A 20,833-nucleotide genomic window follows, 5' to 3' on the forward strand; every position below is an offset into this window, starting at 1 on the left:
AGCGCCGCTTTGTGTTGCTGCGTTGTTGGTCTCATCACCATTATTGATACCAGTGGCGTTGCTGCGCTCACCAATCGCACCCACCGCCAGTGTGTTGCCATCGCCGCTGAGGCTCACAGTACGGCCGAAGAAATCATTTGCCCCAGTATTGCTCGCCTTGATATAACCAATGGCGGCGATCAGGCTGTCGCTGACGGTGACGCAGCTGAATCAATACAGCCTGTCGCGTTGCAGCTTTGCAGCATGTATTGGGCATTGATGCGAGCGTGCAACGGCACGACAAGATCAACGGTTTCGGTGCCTTGGGCAATGTCAGCGCCAACCCGGCTGAATCCGGTGATGCCATCGGGGTTTTCCTGGAGTCGGTAGAACGTGGCATCAGTCACATCGGTCCAGGCGAAACGGAAGATTTTGGTCTGACTGAAGCTCAGCGTGGGGCTGGCGGCGGTAGCAGGGGCTTCTGCGACATCGGTTGCTGAAGTAGAGCTGCTACCACCGCAAGCGGTCAGCAACAGAGTGCTACCCAACAGTAGCGCGCGGATAGTAGTATCAATACTTTTCTTCTTCATCTCTGCTGTTCCCTTAGCCTGTCATCAGACAGATCAATAAAAATTCATTCCCTTCAGTGTTATAACGACTCGTCACGCAAAAAATTTAGCTTTTTAAGCCGTTGACACGCAGCACCGTGGTAAGCAGGGAAATTCTGAGGAGATAGATTGAGAGGCTCACAAGTCATATCAGGCACAAATCGTAGCCAAGAGCCTGCCCCCGAAAAAGCGTGGGGGTACATTGGCAAAGCAGAAACATGCCGGTATGCTAACTACTTTCACCCACCAGGCAAGACACACTAAACCATGAATACAGACCTCAAAATTAGTTTTATCGGAGCAGGCAACATGGCTCGCAGTCTGATTGGCGGGCTAATCAATGATCATTACCCTGTCGAGAATATTGTCGCCTCAGACCATGATGCGCAACAATGTACACAGCTTAGCGCCAATATGGGCGTAAAAACGACCATCGACAATATCGAAGCCGCTTATGGTGCTGATATTATCGTGCTGGCGGTGAAACCCCAGATGATAGCAGGTCTCTGTCGGCAACTAGAGCCGCACCTTACCCAGTCTAAACCACTTATTATTTCGATCGCTGCTGGCATTCGTTGTCAAGCCTTGCAAAACTGGCTAGGTGCATCACACGCAATCGTCAGAACCATGCCTAACACGCCGTCGCTGGTTGGCGCTGGCGCCGCAGCACTGTTTGCCACAGACGTCGTGTCTGATGCGCAACGCCAACAGGCAGAATCGATACTACGCGCTGTTGGTGTCGCACTTTGGGTTGATGACGAATCACAAATGGATGCCATTACTGCATTGTCAGGCTGCGGCCCTGCTTATTTCTTTTTGGTGATGGAAATTATGCAAAATATTGGCGAAAAAATGGGTCTGACGGCTGCAACAGCGCGCCTATTGACCTTACAAACGGGCTATGGCGCTACCAAAATGGCGTTGGAAAGCGAGATGGATTGCGCAGAGTTACGCAGACGGGTGACCTCACCCGGTGGCGTCACCGAACGTGCAATAAATAAACTTCTCGATAAAAAGATCGATAAGCTCTTTACTGAAGCGTTAACCACTGCGCAAGAGCGCTCTATCGAAATGGCGAATTTATTGGAAAAATCATGACTGGTAATCCCTTTGAACAATCAGCGGTGCTTATCATTAGCACCATTTTTAGCATCTACATTCTTGCGGTAATGCTGCGCTTTATTATGCAATGGGCGCGTGCGGATTTTTATAACCCACTTTCGCAATTGTTAGTCAAAATCACCAATCCACCACTGAAACCACTGCGCCGAATCATTCCTGGCTGGGGCGGTATTGACTTCGCCGCTATCGTTTTAATGGTCATTCTTAAGGTCATCGAAATTGGACTGGTTAGCACAATTAAAGGGCTTAGCTTTGGCGTAGGCATTCTCATCCTCACCGCCGCATCAGAACTGGTCGGACTCGCTATCATGCTTTTTATTGCAATGATTATCGTCTCAGTCATTCTTAGCTGGGTCGGCCAAGGCAGTCAAAACCCGATGGTTGGACTGCTACATCAGATGACTGAGCCTGTATTAAGCCCTTTTCGTCGAATTATCCCCCCCATTGGCGGTTTAGATTTATCGCCAATCCTCGCTATCGTCTGCCTGCAAATAATCAAGATCTTCGCTGACTGGTCGTTAAGTAACTTAGCCACATCCTTTTAATTCACTGGCATTGATTCATTGGCCGAGATCTTAGCTCGCCGTCAGTCGTTGTCTGTGTTCAGATAAAACACACGCCGTGTTGGTAGTGTGATCTGGCGCACAAAGCGTGATAGTGCTGCTGTGTATAGTCAGATACATTAGGGGCTATTACTGGGGAATAGATGTCTATGCCACACCTATATTTTACGGGCACCATATAACATGGTGGCTACCGCACACGATCTAGATGACGATCGCCGCATCAATCATTTTACGCGGCAAATGCATGCCTATGACAAATGGCGGCAGGAGCTATTGTGTGCGCTGAGCGATACCCGTCAATGGCTTGATAAATACAAATTAAGCAGTGCTGAGCTAGATCTACGCATCTTTGAGAATTGCCAATCACTAAAGTCAGATAAGCTCACTATCGCCTTTGCGGCAGAGTTCTCACGTGGTAAAAGTGAACTCATCAATGCGATTTTCTTTGCTGATTATCAGCAGCGCTTATTACCGTCTGATGTCGGCCGTACAACAATGTGCCCTACCGAAATTTTTTACGATGACGTACTCAAAAGTGCTTACATTCAATTACTGCCCATCGAAACACGGCTTGAAGATCTCAGTATTGAGGAGTACAGCCATAATCGTGACTACTGGCATATTATCGAGCTCGATATGCAATCGCCTGATCAGATGGCCGACGCCTTACAAGAATTGGCCAAGGTCAAATCTGTCACTGTCGATGAAGCCAAAGCGCTCGGCCTGCTAACTGAAGAGGTCGACTTAGAGACCAATATAGTCACACCCCAAGGGCACGTTGAAATACCCGTCTGGCGCCATGCTCGAATCAGCTTTCCACACCCTTTGCTCAAACAAGGCCTGGCCATTCTCGATACACCCGGGCTCAATGCCTTAGGTATTGAACCAGAGCTCACTATCAGCATGCTGCCAAAAGCAGAGGCTGTGTTATTCGTCCTCGCCGCAGACACAGGTGTTACACGTAGTGACCTTGAAATGTGGCGCAAACATATTGCTGGTTACCGCAAAAATGGCAGTGACGGACTTATTGCCGTACTCAATAAAATCGACACGCTATGGGACGAAATGAAGTCAGCAGAGCAAATCGCTAACACTATCGATAGCCAATGTCGTGCCACTGCCCATGTATTAGGTATTGAAGAATCACGTGTGCTACCCGTCTCCGCGCAAAAAGCCCTGGTGGCAAAGGTCAAACAAGATAGCGACCTGCTCGATGCCAGTCGAATTATTGAACTTGAAAGCTATCTGGCTAACGAAATCTTGCCTGGCAAGCAGCGTATTGTCTGGCAAAAAGTGGTTAATGACACTGGCAGCATTCTCGATGATGTGGCGAATGCAAAACGCACACAAATCGACTACTTAATTGAGCAACATCAACAATTGCATACACTCGGCCATAAAAGCACTGAACTTTCAGATCAAATCGCACAAAAAATTCAGACAGCCAAAAAGGGCTACCATCGCTGTATCACCTACACAGAAACCACCACAAGCAAGCTTAAATTACAAGCCAGGTTGATACGTGAGACTATTGATCTTAATGCAATGGACTACGCTGTTGCCCGTACACGTAAAGACATGTCTAGCGCTCTCACTACGCTTGGCTTGCGCCAACAGATCAGTATCTTTTTTGATAGTGTGCGCGACACCATGCAAGTCGGCATGAGCCAAAGTGATAAAATGGTCAAAAGCTTTGCAGTCGTCTATAAACACATGGAAAAAGACCATGGTTTAGCCGGTATCAAGCTTAAACCACTCAATATAGTCAAACACCGCAATCATCTTGATAAGCTTTACTTACAAGGGGCACAGTGGCGAGATAGTGCTGACCTCACCATGACCGAGCAAAGTCTGGTTATTAAAAAATTCTTTATCTCCATGGTCAGCCATGTCCGTGGCTTGTTCCATGATGTACGCGAAGACATCGATAAATGGGTGCAAGAATCGCTACGCCCCATCACCATGCATGTTGATGAAATGCGTCAAAACATGGAACGCCATATTGAGATATTCTCAAAAGTTAGCGACTCAAGAACATCGATGCGCGACAAATTGAGCATGCTGGAAGTCAAGCAAAGCGCCGCAGAACAAATGATAGCTGAATTACACGAACTCAAAGCGCGCCTAACTGAAGCCGAACCGAGCTAAGCACACCTCTAGTAGTCATACCGCTTGCGCGGTGCTGTCGACACAGCTAGACTTGGCGCAACATGCCCTATTTAGGAGTGCTCGCACCTCCACGCTTTCGCGGGGGCAGGCTCTTGGGGTGCAATCCGCTTCTGAATTTGACACCTTAAAATGCCTAACGAAACCCTCGGCGCCTTTGCTGCTGACTCTGTTGGTCTTGTTAAACCCAGCGTCATCCGCTTTGATCAAGCACTTTTACTCGAATGCGGGAAGACACTACCTAGTTTTGAGATAATTTACGAAACCTACGGCACTCTCAATGCCCAGCATGATAATGCCATATTGATCTGTCATGCTTTGTCGAGCGACCACCATGCAGCAGGTTATCATTCCCCCAGCAATAAGAAACCAGGCTGGTGGGAAACTTGTATTGGCCCTGGTAAACCCATTGACACCAATAAATTCTTTGTCGTTTGCAGTAATAACATCGGCGGTTGTAAAGGCTCAACAGGCCCAACATCCATCAACCCTGAGACAAACCAAGCGTACGGCCCAGACTTTCCCTTTGTTACTGTTAAGGATTGGGTTAATACTCAAGCGCAGTTGGCAGACAGACTTAATATCGACTGCTGGCAAGCAGTGATTGGTGGCAGTCTTGGCGGCATGCAGGCCATGCAGTGGTCTATCGATTACCCTGAGCGACTCAAACATTGCTTTATTATTGCCGCAGCGCCACATTTGTCTGCGCAAAATATTGCCTTCAACGAAGTCGCACGGCGCGCTATCATTACTGACCCTGACTTCCATGATGGGCACTATTGCAAACATAACACCGAGCCAGCACGCGGTCTTATGCTGGCGCGCATGCTTGGCCACATCACCTATCTTTCTGATGATGCGATGCTGGCAAAGTTTGGCCGTGAATTAAAACAGGGTGATTATCAGTTTAGCTACGACGTAGAGTTTGAAGTGGAAAGTTATTTACGCTATCAAGGCGAGAAGTTTATTGGCCAATTTGATGCCAACACCTATCTATTGATGACCCGCGCACTCGACTATTTTGATCCCGCACGAGATTATAATAATGACTTGTCGGCCGCTCTATCCATGACCAGAGCACGCTTTCATATTATTTCCTTTACCAGCGACTGGCGTTTTGCACCGGCACGCTCACGCGAAATCATCAAAGCCTTGCTCGACAATAATCGTGATGTAAGCTATGCCAAAATTACTGCCAACCAAGGTCATGATGCATTTCTGATGGACATCCCCCACTACATGGAGGTGTTGCGCGCCAATATGCGTCAATTAGCCCTACCGAACAATACACATGTTACGACCTGATCTCGCAATCATTAATGACTGGATCAACCCCGACAGTCGTGTACTGGATCTCGGCTGTGGTGACGGCACGCTACTGGCTCACCTTATCGAACATCAGCATGCTAGCGGTTACGGTCTTGAGATTGAGGATGACAATATCAGCTTGTGTCTCAACAAAGGGCTTAACGTGCTGCAAATCAACCTCGATGAAGGGCTGGCTGATTTCAATAATAATGCCTTTGACTATGTCATCATGACACAGGCTCTACAAGCGGTTAGCTACCCAGATAAATTACTGGATGAGATGTTGCGTGTCGGAGGCGAGGTCATTGTCACCTTCCCTAATTTTGGCCATTGGCGTAGCCGTATGAATATCGCATTGCAAGGTCGCATGCCGCTGTCCGATTCGCTGCCTCACGCCTGGTATAATACGCCGAATATCCGCCTTTGTACGCTGAACGATTTCGAAGCACTGTGTGAAAAAAAATCGATCCGTATTGCCCAACGCACCGTCGTCAACTACGCCCATCGCAGCACCCTTGCCATGCGTTGGTTACCCAATTTTTTTGGTGAAATCGCCCTGTATCGCTTGAAATCTCGATAGATTCATTAGCAAATTCAATACCTTAATTAACAGTATCAATACTTGACCAATTTAGTCGGAAATTGTATTCTAATCCTGACTAAATTGGTCAAGTATTAACCCTAGCAAACTTATGGGTATTCAATATCCAGTAACCCCAGCAATCTACAGAACAGTAAAATTCCTGAATATTCAACCCGTTCAGCCAGGTAAAGCAATATGGCCAGCACCAGCAACGACGTACAAGCGTTTGTAGACAAACAATATAAACACGGTTTTGTCACTGATATTGAGACCGACACCCTTGGTGCCGGTCTCAGCGAAGATGTCATACGCGTCATCTCCAAGAAAAAAGGTGAACCCGAGTTTATGCTTGAGTGGCGCCTAAAAGCCTATCGCCGTTGGTTAACGATGAGCGAGCCGACCTGGGCCCATGTTCGCTTTGAGCCGATTGATTACCAAGATATCAGCTATTACTCGGCGCCAAAATTACCTGGCGATGGGCCAAAAAGTCTCGACGAGGTTGATCCCAAACTGTTGGAAACCTATGAAAAACTGGGTATTCCCTTGCTTGAGCAACAAATGCTCGCAGGTGTCGCAGTCGATGCCATATTTGACAGTGTCTCAGTGGTTACTACCTTTAAAGAAAAGCTGCGCGATGCCGGCGTCATCTTTTGCCCCTTGTCCGAGGCCGTGCACAGTCATCCAGAGTTAGTCAAAAAATATCTCGGCTCTGTCGTGCCGACTGGCGATAACTTTTTCTCGACACTGAATTCTGCCGTTTTCAGTGATGGCTCCTTTGTCTATATCCCTAAAGGCGTTCGTTGCCCGATGGAGCTATCGACTTATTTCCGTATTAACGAAGCCAAAACTGGTCAATTTGAACGCACACTGATCATCGCCGAAGAAGGCTCTCACGTCAGCTATCTCGAAGGTTGTACCGCGCCCATGCGTGACGAAAACCAATTACACGCTGCCGTCGTAGAATTAATTATTTTGGATAATGCCGAGATTAAATATTCCACTGTGCAAAACTGGTATCCGGGTGATGAGAACGGTATAGGCGGCATTTATAACTTCGTCACCAAACGCGCGCTGTGTGCCGGTGTTAATTCCAAAGTGTCGTGGACCCAGGTTGAAACTGGCTCTGCAATTACCTGGAAATATCCAAGCTGCGTGCTACGTGGTGATAATTCAGTAGGCGAATTTTATTCTGTCGCGCTAACCAATAATTACCAACAGGCCGATACCGGCACCAAGATGATTCACCTGGGTAAAAATACCCGCAGCACGATTATCTCCAAAGGTATTTCTGCCGGTCATGGTGAGAACTCCTATCGTGGGTTAGTCCGTATTGCCAAAACCGCCGAAGGCGCACGCAATTATACTCAGTGTGATTCACTATTGATTGGTGATACCTGCGCTGCCCATACGTTTCCTTACATGGAAGTGGGCCATCCAAGCGCCCAGGTAGAACACGAAGCCACCACATCAAAAATCAGCGAAGACCAATTGTTCTATTGCCAGCAACGCGGCATTAGTGAAGAAGATGCCGTCAGCATGATCGTTAATGGTTTTTGTAAAACCGTCTTTAAAGAACTGCCTATGGAGTTTGCTGTTGAAGCAGGCAAACTGCTTAGCGTCAGCCTCGAAGGCGCTGTTGGATAATCAATTAACAACACTGAATTTATGGAACACACATGTTAAGTATAAAAGACCTGCACGTTAGCATTGACAACAAACCTATTCTTAAAGGCATTAACCTTGACGTTAATGCGGGTGAAGTCCATGCCATCATGGGGCCCAATGGCTCGGGCAAAAGCACTCTTTCGCACATACTGGCAGGCCGTGATGGCTACACCATCGACAGCGGTAGCGTTACCTATAAAGGGCAAGACTTATTAGCGTTAGCGCCAGAAGAGCGCGCCTGGCAAGGGGTCTTTCTTGCCTTTCAGTATCCGGTTGAAATTCCTGGCGTCAACAACACCTATCTACTTCGTGCTGGCCTGAATGCCATTCGCAAACACAGGGGCGAAGATGAAATCAGTGCCGTTGATTTTCTTAAACTTGTCCGTGAAAAAGCCAAATTAGTTGCCTTGGACGAAAGTTTTTTAAACCGTTCAGTCAATCAAGGTTTTTCTGGTGGCGAGAAAAAACGTAATGAGATTTTTCAAATGGCCGTACTGGAACCCAGCCTGGCCATCCTGGATGAAACCGATTCAGGTTTAGATATTGACGCACTCAGAATCGTTGCCGAAGGCATTAATAAACTGCGCAATGAAAACCGTGCCTTTATTTTAATTACCCATTACCAACGCCTGCTTGACCATATTCAACCCGACTTTGTTCATGTCCTCGCTGACGGTAAAATTCAACGTTCCGGTGACAAGACCCTTGCGCTTGAACTTGAACGTGAAGGCTATGCCTGGCTGGATACTGATACCAGCTTAGATAACAAAGCAGGCGCTGCATGAATGCCCAGGCAAAACAAAGCCTAAAACAAAGCCTGAGCTGGCAAACAGAGCTGGTATCTATGCTTGATACCTTGCCAGGACATGATATTGATTGGCTTAGCCAATATCGCAGCAATGCACTAGACCAGTTTGTTAAAATCGGTTTTCCCACACGCAAAACCGAAGCCTGGAAATACGTCTCAACATATGCCATTGCCCAGATCACGCCTCAAATTAGCCCGGCGCTATCACAAAGTAACCTCGTCGACAGTGCGCAAATCGCACAATGGCGTCTTGATGATTGCGATGAAATCGTCTTTGTTGACGGCATGTATCACGCTGGACTTTCCAGTATTCCTAACAGTTCAAGTATCACCATCAAAAACCTGGCCGAGCTATTGGCCAACTCACCTATTGAGGCCAAAGCACTGTTATCGCAAGCAAGTGATGAAGCCAATGATGCTCCTGATACCCCCGATACCTTCGATGCTTTAAATCAGGCATTACTACGCGATGGCGTTATCATCACTATTGCTGACAACAGTATTATCGAGCGACCACTGCATTGTTTGTTTGTCTCCACTAACACCAAGCAAACCATTACGCCCATCAACAACTGGATTTTTGCCGGTAAAAACAGCCAATGCAGCATCGTTGAAAGCTATGTCGGCAACGATGATACAAACAACCTGACCTTATCACGCACCAATATAAAGTTAGCAGCGAACAGTGAGTTAAACCACTATCGCTGCCAACGCGAATCAAAACTGGCCTACCATCTTGCCGAGTTACATGTCGAACAAGCACGTGACAGTCGTTTCAATTTGTATCCCATTGCTTTGGGCAGCGCCATAGCACGCGTCAATATACAAATCACACTGGCCGAACACAATGCGCTGTGTACAGTGAATGGCTTATATCTCACTCAAGACAAACAAGTGAGTGATTGCCATATAAAAATGCATCACGCAGTAGCGCATTGCACCAGCAATCAACTATTCAAAGGCGTTATAGATGGTGCTAGCCGTGCTGTTTTTAATGGCCTGATTTTAGTTGATAAAGATGCACAAAAAACGCAAGCCGATCTCAGCAATCGTAATTTATTGCTGTCAAAATTGGCCGATATCAACACTAAACCTGAACTTGAAATCTATGCCGATGATGTTAAATGCTCGCACGGTGCGACCATCGGCCAGCTTGATGAGCAAGCAATCTTCTATTTACAATCACGCGGCGTCTCACGTGAACATGCCAGGCATTTATTAATGGTTGCCTTTATTAATGATGTCGTTGATCGCATTAGCCTGGACTCGCTACGCAAACAAATCGCGTCACTGATTATCGGTCGCCTACCTGACAGCGAATTTATTCGGGAATTTGCCTAAATATAATTGGTAATGGATAACTCATTCGCACACATCCAACAACGGCGCCAGGACTTCCCCATCCTCAAGCAGGATATTAATGGTAAACCCTTGGTCTATCTCGATAATGGTGCGACCACACAAAAACCACAAATCGTTATTGATACGCTACGTCAATACTACGAGCGCGATAATGCCAATGTTCATCGCGGCGTGCATACACTTAGCGCACGCGCAACCGACGCCTTTGAGGCTGCACGACATAAAGTTAGAAATTTTATTAACGCCGCCAGTGAAAAAGAAATCATTTTTACTCGCGGCACTACCGATTCTATTAATCTCGTTGCCAATAGCTATGGCCATAGCCATATTAGTCAAGGCGATGAAATTCTCGTTAGCGCGATGGAACACCATTCCAATATTGTGCCCTGGCAAATGCTCTGCCAGCGTACCGGCGCAACGCTAAAAGTAATTCCAATTAACCAGCGTGGCGAATTATTGTTTGATGAATTCAAACAATTGATTTCGGCAAAAACCAAACTGCTGGCCATTGTTCACGTCTCCAATGCCTTAGGCTCGATAAACCCTATCGAAGACATGATTAAAATCGCGCATCAAAACGATGTGCCTGTCTTAGTCGATGGCGCGCAAGCGATTGCCCATATTGCCGTGGATGTACAAGCACTGGACGTTGATTTTTATGCCTTCTCCGGCCATAAAATGTTTGGCCCTACCGGTATTGGTGTACTTTACGGTAAACAAGAACTGCTTGAGGCCATGCCACCCTATCAAGGTGGTGGCGACATGATTGCGACCGTGTCCTTTTCTGGTACAACCTACAATGACTTGCCCTATAAATTTGAAGCAGGCACGCCGAATATTGCCGGTGTGATCGGCCTGGGTGCTGCCATTGATTACCTTAGTGCCATTGGCCTGGATAATATTGCTGCTTATGAACATCATTTACTGGATGTCTTGACCCAACAAGCACAAAACATCGAAGGCTTGCGTATTATTGGCCAGGCAAAAAATAAAGCCAGCATCTTGTCATTTTTAGTTGACGGTGCACACGCTGCCGATATTGGTGAATTACTCGATCAACAAGGGGTTGCCATACGTGCTGGTCATCATTGCGCAATGCCGGTGATGGAATTTTTTCATATCAATGCCAGTGCCCGTGCATCGCTGGCGTTTTATAATAACGAAGAAGATATCAAACGATTTATTGCCGCACTGAATGCTGCTTTGGCTTTATTACGATAATTAATATACTGGACTAACGACATTGATACCTCTTAAACGCGACTGCAAAGCAACGCTGATTCCGGTCGGCACTGAAATCACTATTCCCTCCGGCACCCAAGTGGTTGTTACACAAGCCCTGGGTGGCAGCTTCACGGTTAACGTTGCAGGCAATCTAGCGCGTATCGCTGGTGAAGATGCCGACGCACTGGGGCTGGAACATACACTGATTAAAAAAGATGTCAGCAAAGTAGATGGTCCGGTTGATATAGAAGATGTATGGGAACAGCTACGCACTTGCTATGACCCGGAAATCCCCGTCAATATCGTTGAGCTTGGCTTGATCTATGAGTGTAAAACCACTGAGCTGGATGATGGCGGCAACCGGGTAGACATCACCATGACCCTGACTGCACCAGGCTGCGGTATGGGTCCAGTATTGGTCGACGATGCGCAGTCTAAAATCATGTCCATTGCCAACGTGACAGAAGTTAATTGTGAGCTGGTGTTTGACCCACCGTGGGATCAGAGCATGATGTCTGAGGCTGCGCGCTTACAGACGGGGCTGATGTAGCATTTTCTGGTTCCTATGCTCCCCGTATCAAGCACGGAGCCTGCCCCGTACTTGATACGGGGGCAGGCTCCGCGTGGGAATCCATATATTGCTATGTGCTGGCTAGCGTGTGCATTCCCACGGAAGACCGTGGGAACGAGGGTATTATGCGGCGGCTCTAAGAGAGCGCCAACGGCTAGACAGCAAAGCAAAGCCACCAAATAGAATAGCGCAGAAGAACAAATCACCGGCGATGGTATTACCAAAGAAAGGTATCGCCGCAATATAGGCAGCAATGAGCCCGGATACGGTATTAGGATAAATCTCCATGCTTAACCACGGACCAATATTGCTGACCAAAAAGAACAGCAGTGATGCAGACAGGCTGGCACCAAATAATCGCAATACAGAGACCTTGGCTAACAACTGAGAACCCAGCACGGTAATCAAAGCAACAGCAAGCATTGTCCACGCTGCACTCGGGCTAACCCAAACAAATTGGCCGTAGAACTCTGCATACAACACATTGTTAATCACCAGGTCACTGATAAGCATGGCAATAACAGGTACTAACCAGGCAATAGCAAGCGGCAAGAAGGCGCCTGCAAATAAGGCCATGGCACCTATAGCAGTGAAATTCGGCGGATGAGGCAGCAAGCGACTGAGCGCCGCAAATAAAATAATCGCAATAATTGCGCTATAACGTGCTGAAAACAAACGATCCATAATCAAAAAACCAGTAAATAAGCGTGTATCTTAACACGCTCTATTGTACGCTAAACTCGGTTCAAGATGGAGCCCGCCGCATCAAACCAGTGGGTAAACCGGCTTTGCGCCATTCCACCATATTGCCTTCCAGATGATAGAGCTTTCGCCAACCGCTCTGGTGTAACAAATCTATCGCTTTGTCAGCAAAAACACCTGTCTCACAATAAAGCACAATGTCATCGCCTTTCTCGGCTGGCACCTCGGTGAGGAATTTTACCAAGTGACTATAGGGAATATTCGTTGCGCCCGGGATATGGCCCTTGGCATAGTCCTTTTCAGGCCGCACATCGATGACAACTGGCGCATCGTTGCTCTGGATTCGCGCAACCAAGGCATCCTGGTCGATCATGCTGACTTTAGGCTCGGCATCACATGCCACCAGGCAAAGCGCCAATAACGCAATAGCCCAATATTTTACTGACGACATGACAATCCCTCTCCAAGCCAAACTAAAGTGACACTCAATTGAACTGAGCATGACACAAATTAGCTTACCTCTACAGTAATTATTACGTCAACTAAATAGGTTAGCAGAAAGGGTGAAAGTTACTCTATTTTATAGTCGTAATCGAGAATTAAAGGCGCGTGATCAGAGAAGCGTTCATCCTTGTATATACCCGCCGCAAGCACCTTGTCGGCCAAACCAGGGCTGATGACATGGTAATCGATGCGCCAACCCGTGTTATTAGCCCAAGCCTGACCACGGTTTGACCACCAGGTGTATTGCTCCTCTTGCTGGTTAACGACACGAAAACCATCCACCATGCCGACTTCGTCGAACAGAGTGTCGAGCCAAGCCCGCTCTGCGGGCAAAAAACCTGAATTTTTTTGATTGCCACGCCAGTTTTTGATGTCGATCTTCTTGTGAGCGATATTCCAGTCGCCACAAATCACATAATCGCGGCCATCATTTTTCATCTCACGCAAACGCGGCATTAACCTGTCCATTACATCAAACTTGAGCGCTTGTCGTTCCTCACTCGCTGAAACCGAATGAAGATACAGTGATGCCACGCTCAGTTGACCAAAATCAGCCTGAATATAACGGCCTTCACAATCGACATCAGGCCAACCTAGGCCGACTATAACCTTATCGGGTTTGTGACGCGTGTAAAGGGCAACCCCGCTATAACCCTTTTTCTCCGCATCGTGAAAATAGCGATGATAGCCCTCCGGAGAAAACACGGGATCGGACAATTGATGAAGCTGCGCTTTGGTTTCTTGTATACAGACCACATCAACATCTTGTTGCAGCATCCAGTCAAAAAAACCCTTACGCGCCGCAGCACGAATACCATTTAAATTTGCAGAAATAATTTTCATAGAAAGTGAAATAACTAAAATGTGCAATAAGCAGGCAAACTAAAAATCATCTTTATATTGAACAATAAAATTAACTTCGTCGAAATAACCCGTAGCAACAAAGTCTGCGCTCATTTCTTTAATTTTCAGCGTATGAATACCGGGCTCTATTCCTGTCACCTCGTATTTCCCTGTCAAACCTGGCAACGGCTGCGGGTCACCATTATCAACATAGAGCATGGCAACGTTACCTGCTGTTTCAGGAACTAATACATATTCAATGGTCACATTACCTTGCTCTAACAACTGGCCATTATAAAGACCTGTAATGGTGATTCGTGATGGTGTAATCGAGCTTGTGCTTGATTCAGGCTCAGTTGCTGGCTCACAGGCAATAATAACAACTGAAAATAGCAAAAAAAGGCTTAATTGGATGAATTTCATAGTTTAATGACTAATATGATACATATTGATACACGATTTAACCGTGCTATCCGCTATATTATACGCATGAAAGTAATGACCAAACCAACACTCATATTGGCAATGCTACTGACCTTAGCGGTCTGCATGAACAGTCACGCTGAAAATTTGCCCGATATTGGTGACGCTGCCGGACGTATTCTGACGCCAACAGATGAACACCAAATCGGCGCCCAGTTTTATCGTCGGCTACAACAATCTGTCACCCTGGTTGACGATCCGGAAATAAATCAATACTTACGCGCACTGGGGTTATCACTTGTCTCTAACAGTGACAATCCATTTCAGCCCTATCTCTTTTTTGTCGTTGACGACCCAACTGTTAATGCCTTTGCTGCACCCGGGGGCTACATTGGCATACACAGTGGCTTAATATTTGCCGCACGTAATGAGGGCGAACTAGCCTCTGTTCTTGCACATGAAATTGCGCATATTACTCAACGCCATATTGCTCGCGCCATCGAGGCGCAAACAAAATCAACACCACTCAATACGGCTGCTTTATTAGCAGCAATTCTGCTTGGCGCTAGTGGTAATGGACAAGCGGCAACCGCAGCAGTCGCAACAGTCGTAGCAGGGTCAGCACAGTCATCCATTAACTTTACACGCGCCAATGAAAAAGAAGCCGATCGCGCAGGCATTACCATCCTGGCACGATCGAACATTAACCCTGGCGCTATGGCAGACTTCTTTGGTCGTCTCGAACAAATCTCACGAGTCAACAAAAGCTCTCTGCCTGAGTTTTTACGTACCCACCCAGTGACGCAATCGCGCATCGCAGATTCACGTGCTCGCGCCGATCAATACACCAATCAACATAAAGAGCTTGGCCGCAAAGATAGCGAATATTTTCAATTAATCAAAGCGCGATTACGGGTACTGCTAGCAGATGATAAAAAAAATATCCTGCGCCAGTTTGAGTCAGAAGCAAACAAAAAAAATGCCAGCACCAGCACGCAATATGGTTATGCATTAGCGCTAACTCAACGTGGTCAGTACAGCAAAGCACGCAAAATATTAAATACCCTGCTAGCACAGTCACCGGACGACAATCACTATGTCAGCGCCCTGGCTAAAGTTGAACTCGGCGATAATAACAATACTGGCGCAATCAAACTACTTGCTGGCAGCCTTGAGCTAAACCCACACAATCACGCAGTCACCTTGAACTATGCCAAAGCATTACTGCTTGCAAACAAGGCGCAAGATGCACGTAAACTACTGCAAACACACCTGCGCCGAAGCCAACCTCAACGTGCCTCTGGCGTGCAGTTTGCCTTAACCTACAAACTATTGGCGCAAGCCTTAGGTAAAACTGGCGCGACCATAGAAGCCCATGAAGCACTGGCTGAATACTACCTGCTTAGCGGCAACAACAGCGGCGCTATAGAGCAACTTGAAATTGCTGTAAAGCTCGCTGAACGACAAGACAATCTAGCGGCACAGCGTATTGAAGCACGCCTGGAACAACTACAACCAAAGCAAGATGAAAAAGGCTAAACTCGGTTTTATTTAGGACACACCAGTCCTAACATACAAAAGGTTCCCTTGGTGAATTCATAGAAACTACCATGTCATTCCCGCGCAGTCGGGAATCCACGCATACTTAGCTTATGCACAAACAACCTTGCGTTTACATACTTGCCAGCAAGAAAAACGGAACGCTCTATGTCGGTGTCACCAGCAATCTAGCCCAACGTATATGGCAGCACAAAAATAATCAGGCGCCAGGGTTCACTCAAAAATATAATGTTTACTACCTGCTTTATTACGAACAACATGAAACTATGGGGGGCTGCAATCACTCGTGAGAAACACTTTGAAGAAGTGGAAACGTAAATGGAAAATCAAGCTTATCGAGAATAATAACCCAGACTGGGGTGATCTATATGAGGAGATACTTTAGAAATGGATTCCTGCCCCGTGCTTAACACGGGGCAGGCTCTGCGCAGGAATGACGAATAAAAATTTCAGATACTGAAGAGGCCGCGAAAACCCAAGCCTGTATCTACCCAAAAAAAACTTAAGCGAACAATAAATAAACCAGGGAACCTCTTGTATGTCTGAAAATGATAAATTAGGTAGCGTCTGAGTTATCATTTTCAGACATACAAGAGGTTCCTTAGCGTGTTGACGGTAACATAGCGGCTTCGGCGCGATGACGTGCTTGTATAAAATCCTGGTGTGGCACATAAAGCAGATCTGCCACCTGACGTACTAAATGTTCTTCATATTTATCTTTATCATTATCTGACAATGCGACTCGCCATAACATTTCGACCACATCAATTTTTTGCGGCAACGAATATTCCGCATTAATCAAACGTGTAAACGGGTACAAAGATGTCGCCTCATCAGCTGATACCTCAGCCAAACCCAACAGTTCTTTGGCTTCTTCAGCCGTCAAATCAAAGCTATCTTGCAAAGACAATAATATTGATTTCAGCTCTTCAGAATTAACCTGATAATCTGCTCGCATTACCTCGACACATAATGTCGCGGCGGCAAGCCGTCGTTCATGCTCTTTATCTATTGTCGCTTCTACAACAACTGAAAAATGCTGATTAAAGAACGTTTTTACCTTGCTTAGCATCGTATTATCCGAAAAAAGTGTGGCTTGCTATCATATCAGCTCTAAGCACGATGGCTGATATTGGCTCTGCATAAACCCCGTCAACTTAAAAAATTGATCAACAATCAAAAGGCTGACCCGCTGCTTGCTGCCACTCGTTTCGTAGCAAGCTCATGGTAACTACGGAATAGTATTTATCTTCATATCTAACAATATCACGATATCGTCCTTCATATTTAAAACCACATTTCTCATAACAACGGATTGCAGTGGTATTAAAATCCATCACGCCAACGGCAAGACGATGCAGCGCTAACTGGGAAAATGCCATATTAATAAGTTGCAATACAATTGATCGGCCGATTCCCTTGCCACGCTGAGCATCAACACCAACCAACACGCGAGAAATAAAAGCAGACTGGTTTTCAGCATCAAAGCCATCCAGTTCTATGTGACCAACCACGTCACCACTGTCGTTATCCACGGCCTTGAATATCAAACGACTCGGTGGATCACCCTGCGACGTCTGCCAATACTGCTGGCACTGATTCTGCGTCAACGGAAATTCAAAGAAAGGTCCAGCCCAGCTTAATAGCAGCTCATTTTTGTCTCGAGAGGACGCTGCATCAAGCCATGACAAAAGACGGTTGATGTCAGCAAGTTCAAATGGCTTTAACTCAATATTCAACAGGGGGGTTCTAAAATAAGTCCGGAGGATTTCTGATTGTACTATAAAGTATGAGATTAACTAAAGCGTAGCTAAGAAACCTGGGCTGGAGCGATGTGTACCAGGAGATTCTTTAGGTATGGATTCCTGCCCCGTGCTTAACACGGTGCAGGCTCTGCGCAGGAATGACGTTAGTAGTTGATGGCGCGATTAAGTGGCTTCATCAAGGCGATTTCGAGTAATAAGCGCAATGTATGGAACACAAGTCTATCGCTTTACCCGCCTGTTCACTGCGCCGTCTTCCCGCTTTACCACGACGTCATTCCCGCGCAGGCGGGAATCCAGACAATCTCGCTTATGACCAAACAACCTTGTGTTTATATACTCACCAGCAAGAAAAACAGCACTCTTTAGATATGGATTCCTGCCCCGTGTTAAGCGCGGGGCAGGCTCTACGCAGGAATGACGTTTCCCTCGTTACCATGCTGGAGCGTGGCAACCAAAAAATACTTACAACAAGATTGTTGACGATGTATCGCTCAAACTGCTTGCGCATTCTTTAGTATATTGACTAAATCTTCGAATAACATTGGTCTGCCAAAATAAAAACCTTGCGCAAAATTACAACCGTGATGGGCTAAAAAAGCGAGTTGGCTTTTTTCTTCCACACCTTCTGCAATAACTTCTAAACCTTTGAAACGCTTTTAAGGAATCTCTGATGTGCCTGGGTTAATTGGAGGTCGAAATGAAACTCATGGTTAAACACGATGCACGCAGAGCAGCACTGCGTCTAGCCAGAGAAGAATAAACAATGGATAAGAAAGAAGGGAAAAATGGTGGGTCGTATAGGATTTGAACCTATGACCATCGGATTAAAAGTCCGGTGCTCTACCAACTGAGCTAACGACCCATCGTGAGGGAACGCGCCATTCTACTAAAAAAGCCAGATAAAACAAGGCTTAGCTAGCAATATCGTGTTGGGTCAGGTATTTCAGCAACACGAAACCCCTCCGCACGCAAACGGCACGCATCACAGTGGCCACAAGCATACCCCTTAGAATCAGCTTGATAGCACGACACTGTGAGGCTGTAATCAACGCCCAGCTCGTTACCACGACAGATGATTTCGGCCTTGCTCATGTCAATGAGCGGGGTATGTAGGCGAAATGACTGACCCTCGACTGCCACCTTGGTTGCTAGATTAGCCATATCTGCAAACGCCTGTATAAATTCTGGTCGGCAATCTGGGTAACCGGAGTAATCCACTGCATTGACACCAATAAAGACATCATTGACTCGCAGAACCTCGGCCCAAGCCAGAGCATAAGATAAAAACACGGTATTACGCGCCGGCACATAGGTCACCGGTATTGCAGCGCCGCCTTGTTCAGGCACTGAGATGGTTTTATCCGTTAACGCCGAGCCGCCTAATGCTCCCAACGCATTGAGATCCATTACGCGATGTTCAACCACCTTTGAATTCTGCGCGAGTTGACGTGCTGCATTGAGCTCGCTGTAATGGCGTTGACCATAATCAAAGCTCAATGTATAGACCTGATAGCCCTGCTCTAGGGCATCAGCCAAGACAGTGGCCGAATCAAGGCCGCCTGATAGCAAGACGATAGCGCCATCACCAACCGCCTGAGCTGTCATGTTCCAGCAACCTCGCCCCATAAATACTTATGCAGTTGTATTTGCAAACGAATATTACGCTGGTCTGCCAGCAACCAATCAGCCAAATCTGTGGTAGGCATCACTTGATATACGGGTGAAAATAGAATGTCGCAATATTGCGACAAGTTATGCTGGTCAATAAACTGCAACGACCAATCATAATCTTCACGATGACTAATAACAAATTTTAGTTGATCATTTTTATTTAAAAATTGAAAATTCTCAAGACGATTTTTGCTGCTTTCACCTGACCCTGGCGGCTTAACATCTACCACTTTCACCACCCGCCGATCAACCTTGGATACATCCATCGCGCCGCTGGTTTCAAGCGAGACCTGATAGTTGTCGTCACACAGCTGTTGCAACAAATCGATACATTGTGTTTGTGCCAGCGGCTCACCACCAGAGACAGTCACTCGTCGTGTATTAAAGGTGGCAACTCGAGACAGAATCGCGTCAAAATCTAATGTCTCACCACCATGAAATGCGTATTCGGTATCACACCAAACGCAACGCAAGGGGCAACCCGTTAAACGAATAAAAACCGTGGGGAAACCAACGTCTCTGGCCTCGCCTTGCAGCGAATAGAATATCTCGGAGATACGCAAGTTAGTTTTAGCAGCAGACATGACAGGCCGCATTAAAAAGGACGCCCTGATTAATAACTAAAAGAATAGCATCTAACGCCCATCAGCATCCATCTGATCGAGTCGTTTAAGCGCAAGCTTACCTGCGGTTGTATTTGGGTAAACATCGACTAGCCTTTGCAAGCTCGTGCGCGCCTCTGGCCACTGTTTTAGCTCATAGTAAGAAAACCCGATTTTCAATAGTGCGTCCTGCACTTTGTTACTTTTAGGGTGATCTTTTAAGACCTTATTGAGCTGTTCAATCGCAACAGGGAAACGCCGCGACACATAATTGGCTTCACCCAACCAATATTTGGCGTTGGCAGCGTATTTTCCATCAGGGTAACGCTCGACATAAGATTGAAACGCAATAATCGCATCGTCGTAACGACGTGCACGCAAAATCTCGAAAGCACCTTGATACTCTGACAGCTCTTTACGATCATCCGTAGTCGCTGCTGTGCTGCTACCATCAGGCACATTATTTATTGCTGGCTTACTTGTCCCACGGCTACTCACAGCAGACGCTTCTAATGCCGCCAAACGTTGGTCTATGTCAAGGTATAGATCACGCTGGCGTTTTTTAATGCCTTCTATGCTGTAGTTTAACTGCTCCTGTTCACCACGTATCTGCTGCACATCTTGCTGCAGCGCTTCTAGTCGACGCAACATTTCAACCAATGGTTGCGATTCAAACGCGCGCTCCAGGCGTGCAATTCTTTGCTCCAAAGCAGCTTCATCAGCGACCGCCAGCGAACTGATTAAACACGCAGCCAAGAAAAGACTTGTAACAGCTAAACAACGATATAACATTACTTATA

Annotated in this window: 23 protein-coding genes, 1 tRNA gene and 1 pseudogene; 12 read left to right on the forward strand and 13 right to left on the reverse strand. The window is 46.6% G+C overall.

The window, feature by feature from the left end; translation table 11 throughout:
* Both JKY90_03195 and JKY90_03200 read right to left on the reverse strand, forming a co-directional pair.
* A partial coding sequence (locus JKY90_03195) for a hypothetical protein (protein MBL4851274.1) occupies nt 1-183 on the reverse strand: 183 nt, incomplete at its 3' end.
* A complete protein-coding gene (locus JKY90_03200) occupies nt 180-569 on the reverse strand; it encodes a hypothetical protein (GenBank protein MBL4851275.1) in 390 nt (129 codons plus the stop codon). The genes JKY90_03200 and JKY90_03195, both read right to left, overlap by 4 nt.
* 285 nt (nt 570-854) lie before the next feature.
* On the opposite strand from JKY90_03200, the gene JKY90_03205 reads away from it, so the two are divergent.
* The 10 genes from JKY90_03205 to sufT all read left to right on the forward strand — a co-directional run bounded on the left by JKY90_03205 (nt 855) and on the right by sufT (nt 11,941).
* Nucleotides 855-1,685, forward strand: coding sequence for a pyrroline-5-carboxylate reductase (locus JKY90_03205; GenBank protein MBL4851276.1), 831 nt, complete (start codon nt 855-857; stop codon nt 1,683-1,685).
* Nucleotides 1,682-2,254 (forward strand): YggT family protein, encoded by a 573-nt coding sequence (locus JKY90_03210; protein ID MBL4851277.1) that lies wholly within the window; start codon nt 1,682-1,684, stop codon nt 2,252-2,254. Before JKY90_03205 ends, JKY90_03210 begins: the two co-directional genes overlap by 4 nt.
* A gap of 201 nt (nt 2,255-2,455) precedes the next feature.
* Nucleotides 2,456-4,423: a dynamin family protein gene (locus JKY90_03215; GenBank protein ID MBL4851278.1), complete on the forward strand. Its 1,968-nt coding sequence runs from the start codon at nt 2,456-2,458 to the stop codon at nt 4,421-4,423.
* A 150-nt stretch (nt 4,424-4,573) separates the two neighbouring features.
* Nucleotides 4,574-5,746, forward strand: a complete 1,173-nt coding sequence (locus JKY90_03220; protein MBL4851279.1) for a homoserine O-acetyltransferase — start codon at nt 4,574-4,576, stop codon at nt 5,744-5,746.
* Entirely contained in the window at nt 5,733-6,329 is a 597-nt protein-coding gene (gene metW / locus JKY90_03225) for a methionine biosynthesis protein MetW (protein ID MBL4851280.1), read from the forward strand. Before JKY90_03220 ends, metW begins: the two co-directional genes overlap by 14 nt.
* Before the next feature lie 198 nt (nt 6,330-6,527).
* On the forward strand, nt 6,528-7,976 hold the full coding sequence (gene sufB, locus JKY90_03230) for a Fe-S cluster assembly protein SufB (GenBank protein MBL4851281.1): 1,449 nt from the start codon (nt 6,528-6,530) through the stop codon (nt 7,974-7,976).
* 32 nt (nt 7,977-8,008) lie between these two features.
* Entirely contained in the window at nt 8,009-8,782 is a 774-nt protein-coding gene (sufC, locus tag JKY90_03235) for a Fe-S cluster assembly ATPase SufC (protein ID MBL4851282.1), read from the forward strand.
* A complete protein-coding gene (sufD, locus tag JKY90_03240) occupies nt 8,779-10,146 on the forward strand; it encodes a Fe-S cluster assembly protein SufD (GenBank protein MBL4851283.1) in 1,368 nt (455 codons plus the stop codon). Before sufC ends, sufD begins: the two co-directional genes overlap by 4 nt.
* 12 nt (nt 10,147-10,158) lie before the next feature.
* Nucleotides 10,159-11,388, forward strand: a complete 1,230-nt coding sequence (locus JKY90_03245; GenBank protein MBL4851284.1) for a cysteine desulfurase — start codon at nt 10,159-10,161, stop codon at nt 11,386-11,388.
* Between the two features lie 22 nt (nt 11,389-11,410).
* Nucleotides 11,411-11,941, forward strand: coding sequence for a putative Fe-S cluster assembly protein SufT (gene sufT / locus JKY90_03250; protein ID MBL4851285.1), 531 nt, complete (start codon nt 11,411-11,413; stop codon nt 11,939-11,941).
* Between the two features lie 144 nt (nt 11,942-12,085).
* Here sufT and JKY90_03255 read toward each other — a convergent pair whose 3' ends face one another.
* The 4 genes from JKY90_03255 to JKY90_03270 form a co-directional block, all read right to left on the reverse strand.
* Nucleotides 12,086-12,646 carry a hypothetical protein gene (locus JKY90_03255; protein MBL4851286.1) on the reverse strand — a complete coding sequence of 187 codons (561 nt, stop codon included), beginning with the start codon at nt 12,644-12,646 and terminating at the stop codon, nt 12,086-12,088.
* A 61-nt stretch (nt 12,647-12,707) separates the two neighbouring features.
* Nucleotides 12,708-13,115, reverse strand: a complete 408-nt coding sequence (locus JKY90_03260; protein MBL4851287.1) for a rhodanese-like domain-containing protein — start codon at nt 13,113-13,115, stop codon at nt 12,708-12,710.
* Nucleotides 13,116-13,234: 119 nt separating this feature from the next.
* On the reverse strand, nt 13,235-14,011 hold the full coding sequence (gene xth / locus JKY90_03265; protein MBL4851288.1) for an exodeoxyribonuclease III: 777 nt from the start codon (nt 14,009-14,011) through the stop codon (nt 13,235-13,237).
* Nucleotides 14,012-14,050: 39 nt separating this feature from the next.
* Complete coding sequence (locus JKY90_03270) at nt 14,051-14,434, reverse strand: hypothetical protein (protein MBL4851289.1); 384 nt, start codon at nt 14,432-14,434, stop codon at nt 14,051-14,053.
* Between the two features lie 6 nt (nt 14,435-14,440).
* On the opposite strand from JKY90_03270, the gene JKY90_03275 reads away from it, so the two are divergent.
* Nucleotides 14,441-15,973 (forward strand): M48 family metallopeptidase, encoded by a 1,533-nt coding sequence (locus JKY90_03275; protein MBL4851290.1) that lies wholly within the window; start codon nt 14,441-14,443, stop codon nt 15,971-15,973.
* 113 nt (nt 15,974-16,086) lie between these two features.
* Nucleotides 16,087-16,379 (forward strand): annotated as a pseudogene (locus JKY90_03280) (GIY-YIG nuclease family protein).
* Between the two features lie 216 nt (nt 16,380-16,595).
* On the opposite strand, the gene JKY90_03285 reads toward JKY90_03280, so the two are convergent.
* The 7 genes from JKY90_03285 to ybgF form a co-directional block, all read right to left on the reverse strand.
* Nucleotides 16,596-17,066: a TerB family tellurite resistance protein gene (locus tag JKY90_03285; protein MBL4851291.1), complete on the reverse strand. Its 471-nt coding sequence runs from the start codon at nt 17,064-17,066 to the stop codon at nt 16,596-16,598.
* A 97-nt stretch (nt 17,067-17,163) separates the two neighbouring features.
* Nucleotides 17,164-17,733, reverse strand: coding sequence for a GNAT family N-acetyltransferase (locus JKY90_03290; GenBank protein ID MBL4851292.1), 570 nt, complete (start codon nt 17,731-17,733; stop codon nt 17,164-17,166).
* Between the two features lie 518 nt (nt 17,734-18,251).
* Nucleotides 18,252-18,380: a hypothetical protein gene (locus JKY90_03295; protein MBL4851293.1), complete on the reverse strand. Its 129-nt coding sequence runs from the start codon at nt 18,378-18,380 to the stop codon at nt 18,252-18,254.
* Between the two features lie 166 nt (nt 18,381-18,546).
* A tRNA-Lys gene (locus tag JKY90_03300) sits at nt 18,547-18,622 on the reverse strand.
* A 53-nt stretch (nt 18,623-18,675) separates the two neighbouring features.
* Entirely contained in the window at nt 18,676-19,365 is a 690-nt protein-coding gene (gene queC, locus JKY90_03305; protein ID MBL4851294.1) for a 7-cyano-7-deazaguanine synthase QueC, read from the reverse strand.
* Nucleotides 19,362-20,015: a 7-carboxy-7-deazaguanine synthase QueE gene (queE, locus tag JKY90_03310; GenBank protein MBL4851295.1), complete on the reverse strand. Its 654-nt coding sequence runs from the start codon at nt 20,013-20,015 to the stop codon at nt 19,362-19,364. Before queE ends, queC begins: the two co-directional genes overlap by 4 nt.
* A gap of 51 nt (nt 20,016-20,066) precedes the next feature.
* The gene (gene ybgF / locus JKY90_03315) at nt 20,067-20,825 is read right to left on the reverse strand and encodes a tol-pal system protein YbgF (GenBank protein MBL4851296.1); all 759 of its coding nucleotides are present in this window, start codon (nt 20,823-20,825) and stop codon (nt 20,067-20,069) included.
* Nucleotides 20,826-20,833: the final 8 nt, after the last annotated feature.

The sequence above is a fragment of the Gammaproteobacteria bacterium genome (genome assembly GCA_016765075.1).
GTDB lineage: Bacteria > Pseudomonadota > Gammaproteobacteria.

What these genes read in the sequence shown, in the direction of transcription:
- xth (MBL4851288.1), bottom strand. Translation starts at nt 14,011, where the DNA reads ATGAAAATTATTTCTGCAAATTTAAATGGTATTCGTGCTGCGGCGCGT.
- ybgF (MBL4851296.1), bottom strand. Translation starts at nt 20,825, where the DNA reads ATGTTATATCGTTGTTTAGCTGTTACAAGTCTTTTCTTGGCTGCGTGT.
- JKY90_03255 (MBL4851286.1), bottom strand. Translation starts at nt 12,646, where the DNA reads ATGGATCGTTTGTTTTCAGCACGTTATAGCGCAATTATTGCGATTATT.
- metW (MBL4851280.1), top strand. Translation starts at nt 5,733, where the DNA reads ATGTTACGACCTGATCTCGCAATCATTAATGACTGGATCAACCCCGAC.
- JKY90_03275 (MBL4851290.1), top strand. Translation starts at nt 14,441, where the DNA reads ATGACTAATATGATACATATTGATACACGATTTAACCGTGCTATCCGC.
- JKY90_03215 (MBL4851278.1), top strand. Translation starts at nt 2,456, where the DNA reads ATGGTGGCTACCGCACACGATCTAGATGACGATCGCCGCATCAATCAT.
- JKY90_03200 (MBL4851275.1), bottom strand. Translation starts at nt 569, where the DNA reads ATGAAGAAGAAAAGTATTGATACTACTATCCGCGCGCTACTGTTGGGT.
- JKY90_03270 (MBL4851289.1), bottom strand. Translation starts at nt 14,434, where the DNA reads ATGAAATTCATCCAATTAAGCCTTTTTTTGCTATTTTCAGTTGTTATT.
- JKY90_03260 (MBL4851287.1), bottom strand. Translation starts at nt 13,115, where the DNA reads ATGTCGTCAGTAAAATATTGGGCTATTGCGTTATTGGCGCTTTGCCTG.
- JKY90_03220 (MBL4851279.1), top strand. Translation starts at nt 4,574, where the DNA reads ATGCCTAACGAAACCCTCGGCGCCTTTGCTGCTGACTCTGTTGGTCTT.
- sufC (MBL4851282.1), top strand. Translation starts at nt 8,009, where the DNA reads ATGTTAAGTATAAAAGACCTGCACGTTAGCATTGACAACAAACCTATT.
- queC (MBL4851294.1), bottom strand. Translation starts at nt 19,365, where the DNA reads ATGACAGCTCAGGCGGTTGGTGATGGCGCTATCGTCTTGCTATCAGGC.
- sufD (MBL4851283.1), top strand. Translation starts at nt 8,779, where the DNA reads ATGAATGCCCAGGCAAAACAAAGCCTAAAACAAAGCCTGAGCTGGCAA.
- JKY90_03245 (MBL4851284.1), top strand. Translation starts at nt 10,159, where the DNA reads ATGGATAACTCATTCGCACACATCCAACAACGGCGCCAGGACTTCCCC.
- JKY90_03205 (MBL4851276.1), top strand. Translation starts at nt 855, where the DNA reads ATGAATACAGACCTCAAAATTAGTTTTATCGGAGCAGGCAACATGGCT.
- queE (MBL4851295.1), bottom strand. Translation starts at nt 20,015, where the DNA reads ATGTCTGCTGCTAAAACTAACTTGCGTATCTCCGAGATATTCTATTCG.
- sufB (MBL4851281.1), top strand. Translation starts at nt 6,528, where the DNA reads ATGGCCAGCACCAGCAACGACGTACAAGCGTTTGTAGACAAACAATAT.
- JKY90_03210 (MBL4851277.1), top strand. Translation starts at nt 1,682, where the DNA reads ATGACTGGTAATCCCTTTGAACAATCAGCGGTGCTTATCATTAGCACC.
- JKY90_03285 (MBL4851291.1), bottom strand. Translation starts at nt 17,066, where the DNA reads ATGCTAAGCAAGGTAAAAACGTTCTTTAATCAGCATTTTTCAGTTGTT.